At 62.0% G+C, this 17,653-nt stretch carries 18 protein-coding genes and 1 tRNA gene; 5 read left to right on the top strand and 14 right to left on the bottom strand.

The window, feature by feature from the left end:
• Positions 1–182: 182 nt before the first annotated feature.
• From FHS47_RS08825 to pilV, 8 genes are all read right to left on the bottom strand, one after another.
• Positions 183–257 (bottom strand) — tRNA-Val (locus FHS47_RS08825).
• A 49-nt stretch (positions 258–306) separates the two neighbouring features.
• Positions 307–903, bottom strand: a complete 597-nt coding sequence (locus FHS47_RS08820; RefSeq protein ID WP_167025811.1) for a GspH/FimT family pseudopilin — start codon at positions 901–903, stop codon at positions 307–309.
• Positions 903–1,325, bottom strand: a complete 423-nt coding sequence (locus FHS47_RS08815) for a DUF4124 domain-containing protein (protein ID WP_167025808.1) — start codon at positions 1,323–1,325, stop codon at positions 903–905. The genes FHS47_RS08820 and FHS47_RS08815 overlap by 1 nt, the downstream gene beginning before the upstream one ends.
• The gene (locus FHS47_RS19905; RefSeq protein WP_167025805.1) at positions 1,325–1,753 is read right to left on the bottom strand and encodes a type IV pilin protein; all 429 of its coding nucleotides are present in this window, start codon (positions 1,751–1,753) and stop codon (positions 1,325–1,327) included. Before FHS47_RS19905 ends, FHS47_RS08815 begins: the two co-directional genes overlap by 1 nt.
• Complete coding sequence (locus FHS47_RS19575; RefSeq protein ID WP_208381872.1) at positions 1,753–7,281, bottom strand: PilC/PilY family type IV pilus protein; 5,529 nt, start codon at positions 7,279–7,281, stop codon at positions 1,753–1,755. The genes FHS47_RS19905 and FHS47_RS19575 overlap by 1 nt, the downstream gene beginning before the upstream one ends.
• Before the next feature lie 19 nt (positions 7,282–7,300).
• A complete protein-coding gene (locus tag FHS47_RS08800) occupies positions 7,301–7,984 on the bottom strand; it encodes a PilX N-terminal domain-containing pilus assembly protein (protein WP_167025802.1) in 684 nt (227 codons plus the stop codon).
• A 2-nt stretch (positions 7,985–7,986) separates the two neighbouring features.
• Complete coding sequence (locus FHS47_RS08795; RefSeq protein WP_167025799.1) at positions 7,987–9,114, bottom strand: PilW family protein; 1,128 nt, start codon at positions 9,112–9,114, stop codon at positions 7,987–7,989.
• Positions 9,115–9,125: 11 nt separating this feature from the next.
• A complete protein-coding gene (gene pilV, locus FHS47_RS08790; protein ID WP_167025796.1) occupies positions 9,126–9,629 on the bottom strand; it encodes a type IV pilus modification protein PilV in 504 nt (167 codons plus the stop codon).
• Between the two features lie 188 nt (positions 9,630–9,817).
• On the opposite strand from pilV, the gene FHS47_RS08785 reads away from it, so the two are divergent.
• Both FHS47_RS08785 and FHS47_RS08780 read left to right on the top strand, forming a co-directional pair.
• Positions 9,818–10,000: a hypothetical protein gene (locus FHS47_RS08785; protein ID WP_167025793.1), complete on the top strand. Its 183-nt coding sequence runs from the start codon at positions 9,818–9,820 to the stop codon at positions 9,998–10,000.
• A 116-nt stretch (positions 10,001–10,116) separates the two neighbouring features.
• On the top strand, positions 10,117–10,377 hold the full coding sequence (locus FHS47_RS08780; RefSeq protein ID WP_208381871.1) for a hypothetical protein: 261 nt from the start codon (positions 10,117–10,119) through the stop codon (positions 10,375–10,377).
• On the opposite strand, the gene FHS47_RS08775 is transcribed toward FHS47_RS08780, so the two are convergent.
• The gene (locus FHS47_RS08775; RefSeq protein ID WP_247741407.1) at positions 10,374–11,030 is read right to left on the bottom strand and encodes a GNAT family protein; all 657 of its coding nucleotides are present in this window, start codon (positions 11,028–11,030) and stop codon (positions 10,374–10,376) included. The genes FHS47_RS08780 and FHS47_RS08775 overlap by 4 nt on opposite strands.
• Between FHS47_RS08775 and FHS47_RS08770 the strand changes: the two genes are divergently transcribed.
• The 3 genes from FHS47_RS08770 to FHS47_RS08760 all read left to right on the top strand — a co-directional run bounded on the left by FHS47_RS08770 (position 11,020) and on the right by FHS47_RS08760 (position 13,862).
• Positions 11,020–11,460, top strand: coding sequence for a GFA family protein (locus tag FHS47_RS08770; RefSeq protein ID WP_208381869.1), 441 nt, complete (start codon positions 11,020–11,022; stop codon positions 11,458–11,460). The two genes, FHS47_RS08775 and FHS47_RS08770, sit on opposite strands and share 11 nt — an antisense overlap.
• A gap of 184 nt (positions 11,461–11,644) precedes the next feature.
• Complete coding sequence (locus tag FHS47_RS08765) at positions 11,645–12,082, top strand: hypothetical protein (RefSeq protein ID WP_167025784.1); 438 nt, start codon at positions 11,645–11,647, stop codon at positions 12,080–12,082.
• Between the two features lie 865 nt (positions 12,083–12,947).
• Positions 12,948–13,862 (top strand): FkbM family methyltransferase, encoded by a 915-nt coding sequence (locus tag FHS47_RS08760; RefSeq protein WP_167025781.1) that lies wholly within the window; start codon positions 12,948–12,950, stop codon positions 13,860–13,862.
• Here FHS47_RS08760 and FHS47_RS08755 read toward each other — a convergent pair whose 3' ends face one another.
• Genes FHS47_RS08755 through FHS47_RS08735 form a run of 5 tightly spaced genes read right to left on the bottom strand, consistent with a single transcriptional unit; the run spans position 13,863 to position 17,650 of the window.
• Positions 13,863–15,914: a hypothetical protein gene (locus tag FHS47_RS08755; RefSeq protein ID WP_167025778.1), complete on the bottom strand. Its 2,052-nt coding sequence runs from the start codon at positions 15,912–15,914 to the stop codon at positions 13,863–13,865. It lies immediately after the preceding gene.
• Positions 15,911–16,438: a hypothetical protein gene (locus FHS47_RS08750; protein WP_167025775.1), complete on the bottom strand. Its 528-nt coding sequence runs from the start codon at positions 16,436–16,438 to the stop codon at positions 15,911–15,913. Before FHS47_RS08750 ends, FHS47_RS08755 begins: the two co-directional genes overlap by 4 nt.
• On the bottom strand, positions 16,438–16,950 hold the full coding sequence (locus tag FHS47_RS08745) for a hypothetical protein (protein WP_167025772.1): 513 nt from the start codon (positions 16,948–16,950) through the stop codon (positions 16,438–16,440). The genes FHS47_RS08750 and FHS47_RS08745 overlap by 1 nt, the downstream gene beginning before the upstream one ends.
• Positions 16,947–17,438, bottom strand: a complete 492-nt coding sequence (locus FHS47_RS08740) for a hypothetical protein (RefSeq protein WP_167025769.1) — start codon at positions 17,436–17,438, stop codon at positions 16,947–16,949. Before FHS47_RS08740 ends, FHS47_RS08745 begins: the two co-directional genes overlap by 4 nt.
• On the bottom strand, positions 17,435–17,650 hold the full coding sequence (locus FHS47_RS08735; protein ID WP_167025766.1) for a hypothetical protein: 216 nt from the start codon (positions 17,648–17,650) through the stop codon (positions 17,435–17,437). Before FHS47_RS08735 ends, FHS47_RS08740 begins: the two co-directional genes overlap by 4 nt.
• Positions 17,651–17,653 lie beyond the last annotated feature (3 nt).

Below are 17,653 nucleotides of genomic sequence, written 5' to 3'. Positions count from 1 at the left end.
CCTTCCCGACAAAGAAAAACCCGGCACGGGGCCGGGTTCTTCATAAAGACGATGGTGGGCGGTACAAGGATCGAACTTGTGACACCTGCCGTGTGACGGATCGCTGCTATGCCGGGCCGGCGGCTTTCAGCCTTCCCGACAAAGAAAAACCCGGCACGGGGCCGGGTTCTTCATAAAGACGATGGTGGGCGGTACAAGGATCGAACTTGTGACACCTGCCGTGTGAAGGCAGTGCTCTACCGCTGAGCTAACCGCCCATCGCGAGCCGCGCATCTTACAGGCGTTTCCGGACCCGGTCAATCGCCGTCAGGAGGCCGGCGTGCAATAGCCGGCGGCGGCGTCGGAGCTGGCGCTCGTGGGGAGTTCCACCAGGCCCGCCCTGCCCGATGCCTGGATGTCGAAGCGTCGGCCCGAGACACGCAAGGTGCTCTCGCCGATGTCCTCACTGCCGCGGCGCGCGCAGAGCAACAGGCTCAGCGTCCCGGCGGTCGAGGCGCCGCGTGGGCTGAAGGTGAGTATCTTGTTGGCGCTCGGTGCGCGCAGGGACACGGCGGGCGTGGCCTGGGACACCTTGATCAACTCGTCCCCGGACGCGAACGCCTTGTCGGGGGCCGTCGAGGTGTATACGAGGTAGCCGGTGGCGTAGTCCGACGACACCGCGCACTCGGGCTCGTCGACGGCCGCGTCGAGCGTCGGACAGATCGATACGAAGACACTGCGCGTGATCGCCGTGGTTCTGGCGAGGCGGAGGGTACCGAGGAATTCGTTGCTCTGCGAAGCCACTTGGTTGCGGTGCATGAAGTCGATGAACGACGGCGCCGCGAGTCCCGCGAGCACGGCCAACACCGTCACCGTGACCACCAGCTCGATAAGCGTAAATCCAGTTGAGGTACGGCGGCCCATCATTTCTTCCCCGCGCCGCAATAGGTGTCGACGTCGGCCTGCGCCGTCCGGCGAGCAGCTTCGATCTCGTCCGGTCGCAGGCGGCGGGACGCCGTGGGATCGGTGCTGTCGACAAGCATGGAGCCGCTGGACAATGTGGCGAGATTCGCCCGTGCCGAATCGCAGTTCCGGGTGGTGGTCGCCGCCTCAGCCGCATCCAGCCTGGCCTCGTTACCGGGCTGCGGAGCGACCGGCGAGGCTGCCGCCTCGGTGCCGCCCTTGACGGTCATCCGCGTGGCGTTGCGTCCCTGCGGCGGCTGGTCGGTGTAGTGCACGGTTCCCGATGCGTCGGTCCACTTGTAGACGCTCACGGATTGCGCCCCTGCCGCGCCCGTCGTCGCAAGGAGGAACACGGCAAGACAGGGCACGAGCGACGTCCTCATCATTTGCTCCAGCAGACCGCATCGTTCGACTTGGTACCCGTCGAACCCTGGGCACCGAGGTTGTTCAGCGTGAGCGTCTGGCATTCCGGGTCGTGGGCCGCCTGGTCGTTCAAGGCCTTTGCCTCCACGCGGAACGCCGTGCTCGTCGCGACTGCCACATCCACCTCATACCTGTCGCCGGCCATCGTCTTCGTTGCGTTCAAGTCGGCTAGGTTGTCGGTATATGCGTTCTTCGAATAGAAGTATCTCTCTTGGCGCGCGGCCAGATCGATCAGCGCCGCCTGGGCATCGACCCGGTGCGAGCGGATGACGTACTTCCGGTACGAAGGAATGGCGACGGCAGCGAGGATGGCCACGATGAGCACCACGATCACCAGTTCGATGAGCGTGAAGCCACGCGAATCCCGCTGCTGTATACGTCCGATCATCACTTGCTCCCCAATGGCTCGCGCCAGGACGTTTCGCCGCTGGTCACGGGTTTTAGCGTAGCCACATCCTTGCACACGATGGCACCTGTCGACGTCTGCGTACAGGCGGTGATCTTCTTGCTGCCGTTCCGGTCTTCGCCGGCACTGCCCGAATGCAGGCTGGGCGGCGCCGGCAGTCCCTGGCCGAGACCCTGGGATTCGTTGATGCGCCCGCCGGTATCGGTGCCGAAGATCGCGGCACCCGGATCGGCCGTGCCGGTCTTGTAGTTGTTCGCCACCAGATAGGCGTTGCCCAGGCCGGTGCAGATCGATGTGCCCGGGACGTAGGTCGTGGTCAGCAACAGGCCGCCCAGCAGCGCCTGGGCGCTCACCACCCGCTCCGACGGGTTCTGCCCATCGATCTGCAGGTTGCGGTACCAACCTGCCACCTTCGGACTGTCGAACACCGCCGACAGGGCGTCGAACGTATTCGTGTCCTTCGGCACCAGAGAGCTGTCATCGGGAATGCCGGTGACCGACTTGTCGCCGAAGATATTGAAGTTCGTCACGTTGACCAGGTTGCCCATGGTCACCGCCGTCTTCGCCTGCGGGTCGTCGCCCGTGAGCAGCGAGGTGTCGATGATCCCGTAGATGCGCTGCTGCGCGGCCGTAGTCTTGTCGGCCGTGGTGAACACGCGCCCCGTGCCGAAGAAGGCCATCGGCGCGCCGCGATCGTTCCGTCCCAGGGTCGGGCGGATCGTCACCGGCTGGCCGTCGGGCGCATCGCTGGCCGTCAGGTCCAGTAGCATCCCGGTTCCCGTCGCGGCGCCCCATTTCGTGGCGTCGGCCTGGCCGTTGATCGCGATCTTCCAGAAGTGTCCACCGAATTCGTTGGTTCCACGGTCGTACACGCTTCCGAAATAGATGCCTTCCGCCTTCCCGTCAAGGTTGAAATCCGAGGCGATGAGGTCGCCCGCAAAGCTCTTCGTGCCCTTGGCATTGCCGGCACCCAGGTCGATGGTCGTCGGCGACACCACCGGAACCGAGGCCGTCAGATCCTTCATGTTGTAGATGTTGACGCGCAGGTTGGCGCTCGACGCTACACGCTTCGCGTCCGTCGGGCCCGAGCCGATGGCCAGGTAGAACTGGTTCGGATCGCCCGTCGGCACGTCGCGGATCACCGCCATGGCCGGCTGGGACGTGGTGCGCGCGCCTGGGAAGCTCAACTCCGCGAGAACCCGCGGAGGCTTCTCCGGATTGGTCACGTCCATCACCACGTAGGCCGATTCACCGGTGAACGTGTTGGGCGTCTTCGGATCGGTCGACGTGTTCACGCTGATCGTGCCACCGCCGAGGCGGAACGGCACGACGAGCACGGTTCCCCACCCTTCCACGTGGTCCGCATCCTTGGGGAAAGTCTTCACGTCGAACGCCAGAGGGCTGCCGTCCACGTAGTAGACGTGCTTGTAATTCGGATCCGTCAGCCAGCGCAGATGGGGCAGCAGGTTGCCGGGCACGTAAGCCCAGACCTCGGCGCCAAGCGGATGCGCCGTGCGGGTCGCGGTGACCGTGCCCGTCGCGTCCGGAGTGTCTTTCGTGCAGATGGCGTTGGTCGGTTGCGTCGTGAACCGCTGGCAGCTGGTGTTGTAGAAACCGCCATTGAAGGCATGAATCATGCCGTCGTTGGCACCGACATACACCATCTGACGACGGTTGCGATAGGTGTTGCGGAAGTCCGCATACGACGTGTCGTTGTACAGCAGATCGTAGGCTTCTGCGGGGGCGCTGACGACCAGGGGCGTCGAGTTCACGATGTCGCCCAGACGCGATACGCGCCCGACAAGACCGCTGTCAGAACCGTAGTCGACGGTGCGATTGCGCAGACCGGTGATTTCGGTACCGCGAATCCAGTTGACGATGTTCTGCGCCTCCGCGGCATTGTCGCTATTGAGGAAGCGATAGTTCGTCGAGTTGAAGGATGTGGTGCCCGTGCTGTCCCAGGCGAACGGCTGGACCTCGCCATCGTCGACGACCCCATTCCGGTTTGCGTCGATCCACGTGAAGATGTAGCGGCCCGCGGCATCGCTGAAAGCGGTGCCGTAAGCGCGCAGCAGATTGGTCTTGAGTTCCGGATCCCAAAGGAGGTTGCGGGCGTTCCAGAGCGAGCGGATGTCGGCCAGCTCGATCGTCGTGCTCGTGCCGGCCTTGAATGTATCGGGATCGGTACTGGTGATGCGGGTGGCGACGGTCTTCTGGCCGCCGGCCTGGTAGCTGTATTCGATGACCGGGTCGGTCACGTAATCGTCGAGCTGTCCGTTGTGGTTGCCGTCCTCTCGCAACAACCCGAACTGATCTGTCCACAGGCCAGATAAGGAACCGGACCAGGTGGCTCGCTTGCCGGAATTGTCGGTTCGCTCGGCCTCATACAACGCCTGGTAGGTCACACCGGTGCCGTTGGCGCTCGTGGCCACCGTGGCGGCCGCCGTACCGGAAGCGATCTTCGCCAGGATCTTGCGGAACAGGGCATCGAGAGAGGCTTCGAGCTTGCCCGGGTCCGTCACCAGGAAGTAGTTGTCGGGGATGCCATCCTTGTCCGTATCCCATTTGCTGGTGTCCAGCGGATCGAGATCGTTGGCCGGCGTGTCCGTGCCGTCGTCCTTGGACGTATCCAGGCGGAAGCCGCCCCATTTCGCGGCATAGAGCAGGGGATCCTTCAGCGTACCCGCCGCGCTGTTACCGACGGCATAGACGCCGGTGGTCGCCGGATCGTTGACGATGCAGTTCCGGCAGCCGCCACTCGCGTTGATCTTCTTGCTGGTGTCGGTGCTGTTGAGCGTATTGCCGTTGGCGTCGACGATGGTCGGCGACGTCGGGTCGGTGTAGTTGAAGTTGTAGATGCCCGAATGGAAGTGCGGGCCGTCCTTCGTCGTACCCGACACGATGTACCCGAAACCCTGACCGTTGTTCGTCGAGGCTGCGACCGGCTTGGTCGTGATCTTCACCGTGTCAGCGGTGATGGCGTAGCTGATGATGCCCCACATGTCCTGGTCGTAGTCGCCGCCGGCGAAGCTGTCTTCCCAGTCGGCGTAGAAGCTGCCGGTGGCGGTCGCCACGCCGTTGATCGTGGTGACCTGCTGGTTGAGCACCTTGAAATCCACCAGCGCGCCGCCGCCCACGCCGTTAGCCAGGGTCAAGCGGTAGGCAGGGATGATCGTGACGAACTTGCCGCTACCACCCGGCACCGCGACGCGGATCTGCGGCGTATTGGTGGCAAGCTGCACGCCGAACGTCGTGACCTTCAAGGAGGTGCGATCTTCCGCCGGCACGATGGGGCTTCCTGTTTTCGGATCGTTGCCGAGATCGCGAATGCGATTGATGTGGGCGCCGTAAGCCGCACCCGCCATGAGGTAACCACCCTTCAGCGCGGGGCTTTCCGGGCAGATGCCCTGCACGCCCGACAGGTCACTGATCACCTTTGCGGAACAGAGGTCGGCACCCGTCGTGGCGCCTGGCGCGTTGCCGACGAACCAGCTCTTGCCGGTGATGCCTTCGCCCGTCGCCACCAGGTTGGTCCACTCGCCAACCGACTTCTTCGTGTTGAGGTCGTCGAATCCCGATACCTGGTCGGTATCGTAAGAAAGCGAGCTGGCATTGAAATTGATAACGTTCAGCGCCGCGCAGAAGTTCGCTTCCGTGATCGGGCTGACCCAACTGGTAACGGCCGTCAAGCCCAGCGTCGCGTCTTCCGTGGTACCCGTTGAGGTCGGCACGAACGAGGGATTGGGCGACTTACCGCCGGACAGGTAACGTAGCGTTTCGATGTAGCTCTCGGCCATGGGGTTACCCCAGGACGAGCAGTTGCCCTCCGCCACCAGACCGTTCTTGCCGACCTGTGACGGATCGGACGTGATGCCTACCTGCTGGTACGTGCAGCCGTTTCCATTGCCGTAGTTGTTACCGGAACCGTACTGATATCCGTAGATGCGCAAGGCATTGATGTTGGAAATGATGCCTTTTCCGCTCGTCGTCGTCTGGAAGATGCCGTTGGTCGCGTCGATCTCGTTATCGATGAAATCGCCGGAGTTCCTGTCGGGCCCGGGAAGGGCCGCGCGCACGACACCGCCCGACGCATTCTTGTCGAAGCTGGGCGTAACGAGGCCGAACTTGATGTTGCCCGACTCGCCGTACTTCTGGAGGAGCCCAACCGGCTTGTAGATGGGATTGGTGGCCTGGTCGTTCGGATATTTCTTGCAGTTCTCGCCGCCGATCAGGGCCGCCACGCAGACCTGCACGCGTACATTGAACTCGGCCCAGTCCGCGCCACTGGTACCGTTGGCCTTGCGAGGATTCTCGGCCGAGGCGCCGAGCCCGGAGAACGCAGCGCGGTTGCCGTTGCTCAGGAAACCGTCGTCGAAGCTGCCCTGCGAATTGGATTTATCTTCAGCCCACTGACACTGCAGACTCTCGTTCGATCCCCACAACGACATGTCGCCGGTCTGCATGCGCATCTGCGGCGCTGCGTCGTCGCCTTGCGACAGGTTGTTCGAACTGCCCTTCGGCGTGGTGTTGCAGAAGCTGATGCCGGTACGGGTGAGGTTCGTCACGTTCCACGAGGCGATACCGACGAGTGTCGCCATGCAGGTCGCGGTGCTGTTGCATGCCGACGTGCCAAGACGGCTGCCGCTGAACATGCCGTCCTGCACACGTAGTTCCACGCGATCCGCCGTCGCCTTCGCGTAATTCTTGTCCGTTCCGTCATTGATGAAGCGGACCGGAGCGTCGAGCACCAGCGTACCGTCCTTTGTCGACGTGGAGATCCTTATCTGGTCGCCCACCTGCATCTTCAGCGTGCTGCCTATCGCCTTCAGCCGCAGCATGACGTACGTCCTGTTGTTTTCGCCCAATGTGCTCGTGCTGCTGTAGACGTAATTCGAGCTGGGATTCAGCGTCTGGGTCGGCCTCGTGACCGAGGGGTTGTACGGCGTAAGCTGGGCGATGTCGCTGCCGTTGTAGAACTTGGAGAACGAATGCGCATCCATCGGCAGGTGCGCCCGCTCGAGCACCGTGCTGCTGGTGGTATCGGTGGAGCGAAGGCCGCCGTAGAGGATCTTGCGCACCTCGTCCATGCGGGTCATGGTCACCCAGTTGAGGAAGTTCCCCGACCACTGGCTCGTGCAATAGTGATTCGTCGTGACGGCCTTCGGCACGAACATGTTGTTCGAGTACGCGTAGCACTTCGTGGAATCGAAATAGCCGGCGTACGTGAGGTTGTTGTTGTACGTGGTGTCGAGCGCACCGTCGCCATTCAGGTCGGAAAAGTCGTTGTACGCCTTGTAGAACAACTGGTGGTCGCGTGACAGGTTCAGCATGACCAGGGGCGCCGCGCCGGCGACGCCGAGCGGCGGATCGACGGCATAGGCCGCTGCCTGTTGCAGCGAGCTCGAGATGGCCGTGGCGCTCGCCATCGGGGCGGTACCGAAGCTCGCGCCCAGCAATGCGGCGAATGCGCCGAGCAAAAGTCCGTGGCGATTCAGGCGGAAGGTGATCATCGGGCTGTCCTGGACGCGATCAGTTGCGGATCGTCTGCTGGTACTGCGTATGCGTGGTCGCCGCGCCATTGCCCGGCGCGGTAGCGACGCTCTTCACTTCGAAATACATCTCGGCCCCGCCCGCGGCGGCACCAACCCCCAACCCGCGGTAACCCGCAGCCTGTGCGCCGCCTGCACCATCCTTCATCACGGTGCCGTCGGGAACCACGGCCACCTTGGCGTCCACGTCCGCGCTGCAGGACTCGCTGGACGTATCGCAGATGGCGATCACCATGTCGGGATGCCAGGTGTTGGCGTCGTAGAGGGTTTCCTTCGGCAGGTCGCCGCAGGCCGGCTGCAGGGTGCCGTAGAACAGCGAGGCCTTGCCCGAGCAATCGGTCTGCAGGGCGGTCTTCACCTTGGCGAGCATGCCCGCGGGAATGTCCGACGAATAAGTGAACTCGGAGTCGGGCACGTCGCCGTTGAACGAGGAAGGCCAGCCGCGTGCGAACACGTGCTCGTCGAACAGTGCGATCGGCACGGCACGCAAGGCTTCGGAGGCCTCGAAGGCCGCTTCGTGTCGCGCGGAGTTCGTGACCATGCGCATTTCCACGAGCGTGCCCTTCATTGCCATGACGGCCACGATGGAAAGCACCAGGAGGAAGATGAGCCCGATGAAGAGTGCGATGCCGCGCTGTGCGCGCTGCGTGGAATGGATACGCATGTTCATCCCCTCACCCGATTGCGCAACAGCACCACCTGCGAACTCAAGGTCCGGGTGTACTGCTGGGGATTGTCGCCGTATGTGCCGGCTGGCTGATCCTTGCAGAGGTTCGTGTCCGTGGTTTCCGGATACGTCACCGCCCCATCGTTCGCAATGATGTAAGCGCAATGCGGAGAAACGTCGAATCGGTCGGCGTGGGAGACACGCGTGTCTCGCGTGGTCGACCGGGCAATGAAGCTGGCCCGTACCTGCGTCACGGTCGCCCACTGGGTGTCGGAAGCCTTGGCGAACGGTGTCTGATGGAGATGTTCCTCGTCCGGGCCCGCCAACCACGAATACTCGAACGACAGCTGCTCGATGCCATCCACGACCACCTCGGAGACGGGCTTGCCGTCCGCGTCAAGGCGCAGGCGCACCAGGGAGGGCGACGGCGCGCCGCCATCGTCGGTCGCGTCGCACACGCCATTGGCACCGGGATCGGCGCAGGGACGGAGGTAATACATCTCAAGCTGGAACGGGTACACATACCGGCCCGTGGTCGTCGCCAACGTGGGTTTCGGCACCGGGTCGTCGCGACGGAAGAGCGCTGCCTGCTGCCCCAACCCGGACACCACGAAGATGCTGGTCTGGTTGGGCACCACATTGGGATCGGTGGAATCGAACGCCGGGGTGTCGGGACCCTTGTCGGGGTCGTAGCCAGTGGTATCGGCATACCTTACGACCACGACGTCGGACCCTTTCACATAATTGGCGTTGTCGACGCAGTCGGGGATGGGAAAGGTGTCGCCGCCATCGTAGCCGAAGATGCCGTTCTGCTTCCCCGGCCCCACGCTCAGCACCCAGGCGGCGTCGCAGCCGTCGCCGCCGATGCCGGCCGTGTTGGCCGTGGGAACGATGGCATTGGGTTTCACGCCGCCCCAGAAGTCCGCCATGCGCAGCGACCAGGCCAGGCGCGACGCGGCGAACCGCACGTTTTCCTGGTTGAAGTTGTTGCTCTGCTGCAGGGTGAAGGCCTGCCGATTCGCCATGAGCACGCTGATGAGCCCGGCGACGACGATCAGGCCGATCACCAGGGACACCATGAGTTCAACCAGCGAGAAACCGCGGCTGGAGCGACCGGAAAGCGGCATTCGATCGTTCCTCATTGCAGGTAGCTGAAGCTGTAGGTCTGGGTCGAGTCGGTGTTCTCGTCGTCGGCGACGCCCGCCCAGGACACCTTGATGACGAGGGTGCCGAGGTTGTCGTCGCGTGTGACGGTGGCCACGCTATGTCCCGCGGCCGGGGCAGGCAGGCTCTTCTTCAGCGCAAGTTGCCAGCAGGCCAGGTCGCGCTTGGCTACCGCGGCGGGCGTGTCGAGTGTCGTGGAGGCGCAGTCGGCCTCCGTGTAGGCGGTGGATCCGTCGTAGAGATAATCGCTATCGCCCGTGGCGGGAATGGCGCCTTTCGGGTTGGCGCGCATCGATTCGGCGAGGCTGCGCGCCAGGATGATGGCGCTGGTGCGGGAACCGGATTCCTTGGTGAACTGCGCGCCGCGCATCTGCAACATCGCAATGCCCAGCAGCCCGACGCTGAACACCAGGACCGCGACCATGACCTCGATGAGCGAGACGCCTTCGATGCGCCCGCGCGATATCCGCTGATCCACCCTTTACCCCCGCCCCTTGGCCGGACCCTATCCGGCACCCTGGAGGATCGGTAAAGGACTCAACTCAAGCAAGCCGGACCCGACCAGCGGTCAGAAAAAGCCGACAGGCGGCATCCACCTGCCCGCTACCCGGCTTTCACGGTCGCGGGTGCTCCATGGCCCCATCCCCCACGTAAAGGAGCTTCGTCATGACCCACGACCGCCAGGACGTGAAACACCCCGACCACGGCCAGCCCAAGCACAAGGAAAGCGAGGCGGAAAAGAAGGAGCGCAAGAACCACGCGGACGAAAACCAGGATCAGGCGCTGGAAGAGACCTTCCCCGCCAGCGATCCGGTTTCGCCTTTCGTCCCGGCGAAGGCGCCAGACTGAACGGCATGCAACCACGCGACGCCGTGCGTTCCACCGACACACCGGCGTCGCCTCCGCATAACGGAGCGGTCACGAAATCGCGCGGAGAATGAGCGGGCTAAATAGGGAGTCAGTCCGTGCTCGCGCAGTATGTTTTCAGTGCCACCGAAGCCCCGTTCCGCATCGTCCGTCATGGCCATCGCTGGCGTGCGCTCTGCGGTGATATCGAAATCGGTCGCTACGACCTCCCGGAAGATGCCGTCCGCGACCTGCGCGATCGTTACCCGTCGGCCCGTGTGCCGCGTCGCCTTGGCGACTGGCGCTTCATTCCGGACGCCCCGCTCCGCCACCTGCCGCCGCCCACCGCCGCCGCCATGGCGCGCCTGAGCGCGGCTTAGGCGGCCGGATTCCGCAGAGCGTCGGGCCTTTCCCGGCCGCCCGCATTCCACTCGCGGGCCAGCAAGGCGAACACCATGTCGTCCGTCCACTCCCCGCGCATCAGATAGCTCTCCACGTGGTGTGCTTCCTGACGGAAGCCCAGCGATCTCAGCAACGCGATGCTGGCCACGTTACGGGGATCCACCGACCCTACGACGCGCCGATATCCCCACGTGCCGAAGGCGAGCCCGAGCATCGCGGCCATCGCCTCCCGCGCATAGCCCCTTCCCTGCCGGTCCGGCCTCAGCGTGACGCCGAATTCGATGGCATCGAGCTGGCTTGCGGGGAAGTGGATGCCGAGATCGCCGACCAGCTCCTGCGTCTCCGCTTCACGGATGGCGAGCTGGAACCAGCTGTCCGGCGCCGCGAAAACTTGCGCGGATTGTCGTTCGATGAAGGATGCGGCCTCGGCGAGATCGGCTGGCTTCCAGCCCTGGAAGCGCGCGACGGTGTCGTCGCCGCGATAGGCGAAAAGCGTAGGCGCATCGGCGGGCACGAGGGTATCGAGCTGCAGCCGCGGTGTGGCGATGGTGGCAAATACGGGAGTGTCCATTCCGATATCCTCGGCGGAATCGGATTTCCTCACAAGCCTGGAGTCACCCTTGAGCCCCATCACCGGCGGTTGCCGCTGCGGACAAGTCAGGTACGAACTTTCCATCGACGCGCTGCCCCCGAGTTACGCCTGTCATTGCCTGGATTGTCAGACGTGGACGGGTGTCGCTTTCAGCCAGAGCTGCATCCCGTCCGCGAACGTCCTGACGGTCACGGGCGAGGTCGTGGTCTACGAACTGGAAGGCACGTCCGGCCGCGTATCGCGGCAACGCATCTGCCCCACCTGCCACACCCGGGTCTACAACACCAACAGCGGCCACGGCTTCGCGGTGTTGCGTGCCGGCACGCTCGATCGCAGCAATGAACTCGACTGCGTGGCCCATATCTGGACACGCCGCAAACAGGACTGGCTGGCCATTCCTCCCGGGGTGCCCACCTGGCCCGAGGCGCCGGCGATGGACGAACTCGCGGCGGCGCTGGGTCTCGCGTAACGCGCACAAGAAAAACCGCCTGAGCGGTTTTCAAGGCACTGCTGCTCAGCGATGAACACGCTGGCAACTGCGCTGGGCCTCCGCGATTTTTACGCCTTCATTACCGCGAAAGCGCTTTTCCCGCGCAGCTTTTTTACAGCCTTCGGCCCGACACTGAGCGCCCGTCCGTCGGAGCGAAGCAGCGATGTCGATCGTCGTAATCACAGGCCCGCGCACGTGCGCGGAACAGGTCACCTTCACGGATGACGCCATGTTCCGCCTCTGGGAACGTGCCCAGGCGGCAGGCGTCGATCTGCTCTGGCGAACGTGCAGCGACTTCAACGAGTTGACCCGCCACCTCGGCCGCTCGCCCTCCGATCACGCCGATCTGGTCCTGCTGGACGTCGACGCCAACGACATCCCCATGCAGGACATGGCCCCGCTGCGCGATGCGCTGGCGGTGCTCGACGTACCGTATATCGAAGTGCACGACCACAGCGACGCATCGGATGCATCGGCACTGGCCCCGGGCCATCCCTCGCTGGTCAGCGTGGTCGTCCCGGGCAACACGATGGCCGGCTACGACATGGCCCTGTCGATCGGCCTGCGCTACCTCGCAGACGAAACGCGCCTGGCAGCATAAGCCCTTTACCGACATCGCCGGCAAGGCCGGCTGAGCCGTTCGGTGGCCAGGCACAAAAAAACCCGCGTGAGCGGGTTTTTCTGCTTCCTCCGGGACCGCGCGGCGGCAGTTCGGGAGGGAAATCGGTGGTGCCGGAAATAGGAATCCGAATTTGGCTTCAGGCGGTACTTTGCTGGCCTGTGTGTGCAAAATATGTGCAGATTGACCTCATCGTCGCCTCCGGTTCGGCCTCTTGGGCGGCACGTACTTGGCCGAGAAGGCATCGTACCGGGCCTTCTCTTCGGGTGTCGGAGGGACGTAGCGGCCGAGGGCATTCGGTCCCGCCCCGGGACTGGCCGCAGCCTTCCCCAGCGCGTCCAGACGGCTTGCGGCGAACCTCTCGACCCATCGCCTAGCCGTCGCCTCGGAAGATGCCCCGTAGACGCCCACAGGGCCTACCCACCACCGAACCCACCACTTATCCCCTTCCTCGTACACGGACGCGATAGGGCCGCCCTGGTAGGGGCTCTTGGCGTCGAGGCGATTACCGGTGAGGGTCCAGATGAGCATGGGTCGAGGGTAACCCACTTGCGCAAAAAACCCGTGATGGTGCAATGCTAGCCGCGGGTGAGGACTACCGAACCCCAGCGTAGCGGCATCGCGCTGCCCGAAACCTATTTGGAAACGAAAATGACCAACTAGACCAAGGGCCCAAAGGGCCTCGTACAGACCGTTACAGAAATAGTGACGCTTATCGCGAAAGCTATGCAAGCGACTTTGCTGGCAATCAAGATTTGGTAGGCCCTAGGGTGATACCAAGGGGCCCTCGTCTGGGGGCCCCGCTTCGCGTTACCCTTCCAGGCCAAGACGGATACAGGGGGCAACCGTGGGACTGGTGAAGCGCGCCGGCAGAACGCTGAGAAATATCCGTGATCTACTGAACCACCCATTGCACAAGGGTCGCCCTGTCCAGACGCTCGCCCGCTGGGCTCGCCAGACGGCCAGTGTCCTTTCCTCACCTGTCCGCCAAACGACCGTGCCCTATGTCGGCGGCTCAGTGTTGCATTGGCCCCTGGAGGCTGGGAGCGTAATGATCTGCGCTCGCTTCGGGCTTGGCGAATATGCCGACATGGCCTTCTGCCTTCACTTCCTCCGACCTGAAGACTTGTTCGTGGACGTTGGCGCCAATGCCGGCGTCTACACCATCCTCGCCGCTAGAGCGGTTGGGTGCCACGTGGTCGCCGCGGAACCCGTGCCTACAACCTTCGATCTGCTCATGCAGAACGTGTACGCGAACCACGTTTCGGATCGCGTGGATGCTCGGCGGATTGGCATCGGCAGGATACCCGGGAAACTTCATTTCACGTCTTCTCTCTGGAGCTACAACCACGTCGTTGAGGTGGGTGGCGAGAACACGGTGGAGGTTGATGTTTTGCCACTTGATGATGTGCTGTCTGGGCGAAGCCCGACGATGCTCAAGATCGACGTTGAGGGCTTCGAGGCCGAGGTCATAGGCGGCGCCAGCATGGCCCTTTCCGATCCTTCGCTAAAAGCTGTCCTAATCGAGATGTATGAGGGTCACGTTGCCAAATACGGCGGCCATATCGCTGAGATAGAGACGCGCCTCCGATCTTTGGGATTCAACGGTCCTTATTGGTATGACCCAGCCACTCGCTCTTTGGTGCCTCCCGGCGATCAGGCGGCGACGAAGTACAACCAAATCTTCGTCAGTGATATGGACGATGTGAAATGGCGCATTGAGCGATCAAAAAGCTATGAAATTCATGGCGCCACGGTCTGATTACTTAGCGTAAATCACCATGGAAAAGTCATCTGCATAAGTGTCGTTGTTGGTCCCAGAGGTGCGGGTAGACTTCAGCAGCATGTCCACGTTCCTTGTTCCAGATGGAGCGGCGGCCTCGAACGCGCGGGGCCACCATGGATATGGGCCGCTACCTGTAACGCTAAGTGGCGTGGCCTGCTGTCCGGAATAGGCTTCCGTAAGCTGCGTAGGCGTGGCATCGAGCGTGCGAATTCCAGCACCGCCCGGATCTGATGTCGCATCATTGCTGGCCTGCCACCATCTCGCCTTTACCCAAGCATTTCCGGCGTCAATCGCCGATTGAGCGCCAGAAGGCACAGTTACTCTCTGCCTGGTTATCGATAGCGCCTGGTTGCCAGTGTAGAAGCTCCACGATCCATTATGCGGCGGCAACGTCGTTGACGGGAATACGTTTAGGTTGCCGCTCTCGGATGTCCAGCCAGTTGTGTTGCCGCTCTCGGCTCCCGGGTTGGTAAGCGTCAGGGTGTAAGTCGAGAGCGATCCCGACTCATACGATCCTGAAACGATGGCGGCGTAGGACGTGGCATCTATGGGGGCGTCCTTGATCGCCACATTCTTTACGAAGCCAAAGGCATACCCGTTGGTGAATCCAACGGATGCCTGCGGGGGTCCGCCGACGCAGACGGTCGAAACGTCGGTAGCCGGCGTATCTGAAAGGGTGAAGTAAGGCAGGCCATTCATGAGAATGGTGAAATTCCCCGCACCGTCGTAGTTGGCCGTATAAGTGTTCTCCTGTCCCGTGCCGTTGACAGGCGAACTCCATACGGAAAGGTAGGCGCGATCAGAAATGGGAGAGCTATTACCTTCCGTTGGTGTCCATATGTCTCCCGTAGACGGATGCACGCAGGCATCCTCTGGGAATCCAGAGGCCGCAAGCTCGACGTACTCGGGCGTAATCGTCGCGCCGTCAGCAACCGACGTGATGAGATTTGCTAGGTCGTATCGCTCGATGAACCCAGCCGAAGGTGTCGCCACCTTGCTGTTGTTCGCCGAAATGTAGAGCTTGGTCCCAGATACACAAAGACCCTGGATCTGGATTCCAATCGGCCAGCGCTTGAACCGGTTCGAGGCGGTAAGAGTCACCGCACCGATCACCGATGCAGGAAAAACATAAAGATACGGCGTGCCGCTCGTTTTGTACTCTGCGGCTACAAAATACTCCGTTCCGCTCACCGTTATGAAGTCGATGGCGCCGATCTTATTGAATGACGTCGTGTCCATGACCGTGGTGACGACCGCCGTTCCGGCAGTAAACGACGCCTCCATGTCAACGATGCCGCAATTCGACGTTGGCGAGTCGGTAAACCACACGTCGCCTGTTGAAGGGCGCCGTGCGAAATTAGCCACATGATTGTACGGAGACGGGAAGTCGTAGAAGCGAAGGAGGCTTCCATCGCTTGGGTTAACCTCCCAAGTCCTGCTCTTTGTGTCATTCAGGTGTGCAGAAAGCCACAGGTGGTTTGCATCCTTAAACAAGATGGCTTGGGGAACCCAAGTATTTCCGCCCGACTGGTATTCGGGCGTCTGGTGGCGAAAACGCCAGTTTGTCCGCCCCATGTGGACAGTTCGCGTGGACGAAGCTCCAACCGTTCGGAATGCAACTACTGTGTTTCCGGCATTGGCTGGGTCGGCCACGTTACCAAAGAGAGCCTTGGGAGATGGGGACGTGGCATCTGAACCCATATAGGCGATGATATCCAACGCATCCTTTGTGGATAGTGGACACGTAAACTTTGCATCCACGCGAGCGTGGCAATAGCCCGTATAGGTCATCTGAAAGCCAAAGGCATGTGCCTTCGGGCTCATCCATGATGGGATGGTTGTTGCCTTATAGCGGGCCTCATATCCATCGCATTCCATGCCACTAGGCGTTTGATGCGGACCATTTCCCTGCCGTGTGAAGGAAAGAAAACTGTTCTTGTCCGTTTCGTCGTACGTGAACGGCATAATGGCAAGATTGCCCGCAGGAACAACGTTTCGCCGCTTGGCGATGACTCCGGCGAGCATCATGCCATGTCACCCATGGCGCGCCAGGTGTCGGTTCCGGTCTTGACTAGGGCGATGATGGAATCCTGGGCGCGCGTTTTCACCGTGGCCGGTTTGAGCGTGACGCCTGCGCCAGCCGCAACCGTGACCTGTCCAGCCCCACCCTGAGCAATGTAGACGATGCTGTTTACAGGAAATGCCACCGAGGAATTGGGCGGAACGGTCGTCGTGATCGCCGACGCGTTGGTATTCTCAATCAATTTCCCCTTGTCGCCGATGACTAGGGTGTAAGTCGTTCCAGACTGTGCGTTCAGTCCAGCGGTTTCGCCTAGGTTGTTCTTGGCGTCCAGAGCCGCTTGTAGGTCTGATTGTGCGGATAGGGTTCCGGTAATGCCGCCCCATACGGCACCACCACCTCCACTAAGGTCCGCAATATCTTGTGCGGTACATTTAACGCTGGTGCCGCCAACCGTCTCCATTTCCAGCATTTCAGTGCCGGCGAGCGGTGTTGCCGCGGATGAATAGTCCGATATGCGCTTCAGGGCCATTAGTGGGTTACCCGCAGGTTGCCATCAGCATCGACCCTGATGTCACCAGATGCGTCGATACGGTTGAATATTTGTGGAATGGGAGGGTCTATGGGGTGTTCGACAATGCTTGTGATACGACCTTTCCCGTCTACGGTGACAGTCACGGTATGCGTGGCATCGCCATACGTACCAGAGTCGACGCCTGTCGAGGTAAGAGCCGCGGATATGGACACCCCAGGATCGTAGGAAAAGTCCACATCAACCGAGTCAACAAGGATGCTACCAACGGCATCCTGCGCCCTACGCGCAGTGAAATAGAGGTTGTAGCTGCCTTCGTCCAGATCGTCTGAGGTGCCAAGATCGCTCCCAGACGAAGTAGTGGATGCGCCACCTGAAAGCTGCGCTGTCGTGACGAGAGAGCCATCGGCGTTGAATAGGTTCTTTCCTACGGTAGCGCCATTGGTCGCCTCGGCGTCAATCGTCGCCGACTTCCCAGGGTTGCCGAACAGTGGAACCTTGACGTTCTTCATTGACCAAGCGCCTTGCGCTCGCCGATCAAGGCTTCTTGGAGGGCGTCACGCTGGGCTTGGCACTGTCCAACGGCACGAAGAATTCGTCCGATACTTTCCTCACGTAGTCTGTCTTCTCCATCAGCGCGCTGTCCACTGGGGGAAGATGACAGAGCGGAGGCAGTGGCCTGGCAGGTTGCCCACTGGTCGCGCAGCCGGCGGTTGCCAGCACGCAGATCAGCCAGGGCCTTGTCAGCGTCTTGGTTTGCATCTGACTTACCTCGTTCGTAGTTTTCAGCAGCAACCGTAAGCGCCTTGGCTTGGCCCTGCTCCGCAAGCCTCTGAGCTTTCTCGGCATCGGCGCGCTTCGTTTCAAGGTCAGCACGGGCGATATCCCATGAACTGGTGGCCTTGGCTAGATCGCGCTGACCGGAGAGATCGGCCACGTAGTAGCCCGCGCCAAATAGCGCCGCGGCCGCTGCGAGGCAAGCGATGAACTTGATGTTCATGAGCCATCTCCAGAAGATCGGATGGATCGGCTGTTGCCGAACAGGTCACCCACCACAGCGCCGGCATTGCCTATCAGGGCGCCCACCATGAGGTTTAGCATGTCCTTGTTCTCGGGTGGCACGGAAACACTAAGCAGGGCCGCACCAAGTAAGCCCATCAGGAGCCACACCAGGATGGCAATGCCAGCCTTAAGGATGCGGGTGTCCCTCATGGG

Source organism: Luteibacter sp. SG786 (genome assembly GCF_011759605.1).
Classification (GTDB): Bacteria; Pseudomonadota; Gammaproteobacteria; order Xanthomonadales; family Rhodanobacteraceae; genus Luteibacter.
Note: the sequence above shows the minus strand (reverse complement) of the source record. Positions and strands in the feature narration are given on the sequence as shown.

Excerpts from the sequence above, each read along its gene's own strand:
- FHS47_RS08820 (WP_167025811.1), bottom strand. The coding sequence starts at position 903 with ATGGGCCGCCGTACCTCAACTGGATTTACGCTTATCGAGCTGGTGGTC.
- FHS47_RS08815 (WP_167025808.1), bottom strand. The coding sequence starts at position 1,325 with ATGAGGACGTCGCTCGTGCCCTGTCTTGCCGTGTTCCTCCTTGCGACG.
- FHS47_RS19905 (WP_167025805.1), bottom strand. The coding sequence starts at position 1,753 with ATGATCGGACGTATACAGCAGCGGGATTCGCGTGGCTTCACGCTCATC.
- FHS47_RS19575 (WP_208381872.1), bottom strand. The coding sequence starts at position 7,281 with ATGATCACCTTCCGCCTGAATCGCCACGGACTTTTGCTCGGCGCATTC.
- FHS47_RS08800 (WP_167025802.1), bottom strand. The coding sequence starts at position 7,984 with ATGCGTATCCATTCCACGCAGCGCGCACAGCGCGGCATCGCACTCTTC.
- FHS47_RS08795 (WP_167025799.1), bottom strand. The coding sequence starts at position 9,114 with ATGCCGCTTTCCGGTCGCTCCAGCCGCGGTTTCTCGCTGGTTGAACTC.
- FHS47_RS08785 (WP_167025793.1), top strand. The coding sequence starts at position 9,818 with ATGACCCACGACCGCCAGGACGTGAAACACCCCGACCACGGCCAGCCC.
- FHS47_RS08775 (WP_247741407.1), bottom strand. The coding sequence starts at position 11,030 with ATGGGGCTCAAGGGTGACTCCAGGCTTGTGAGGAAATCCGATTCCGCC.
- FHS47_RS08765 (WP_167025784.1), top strand. The coding sequence starts at position 11,645 with ATGTCGATCGTCGTAATCACAGGCCCGCGCACGTGCGCGGAACAGGTC.
- FHS47_RS08755 (WP_167025778.1), bottom strand. The coding sequence starts at position 15,914 with ATGATGCTCGCCGGAGTCATCGCCAAGCGGCGAAACGTTGTTCCTGCG.
- FHS47_RS08750 (WP_167025775.1), bottom strand. The coding sequence starts at position 16,438 with ATGGCCCTGAAGCGCATATCGGACTATTCATCCGCGGCAACACCGCTC.
- FHS47_RS08745 (WP_167025772.1), bottom strand. The coding sequence starts at position 16,950 with ATGAAGAACGTCAAGGTTCCACTGTTCGGCAACCCTGGGAAGTCGGCG.
- FHS47_RS08740 (WP_167025769.1), bottom strand. The coding sequence starts at position 17,438 with ATGAACATCAAGTTCATCGCTTGCCTCGCAGCGGCCGCGGCGCTATTT.
- FHS47_RS08735 (WP_167025766.1), bottom strand. The coding sequence starts at position 17,650 with ATGAGGGACACCCGCATCCTTAAGGCTGGCATTGCCATCCTGGTGTGG.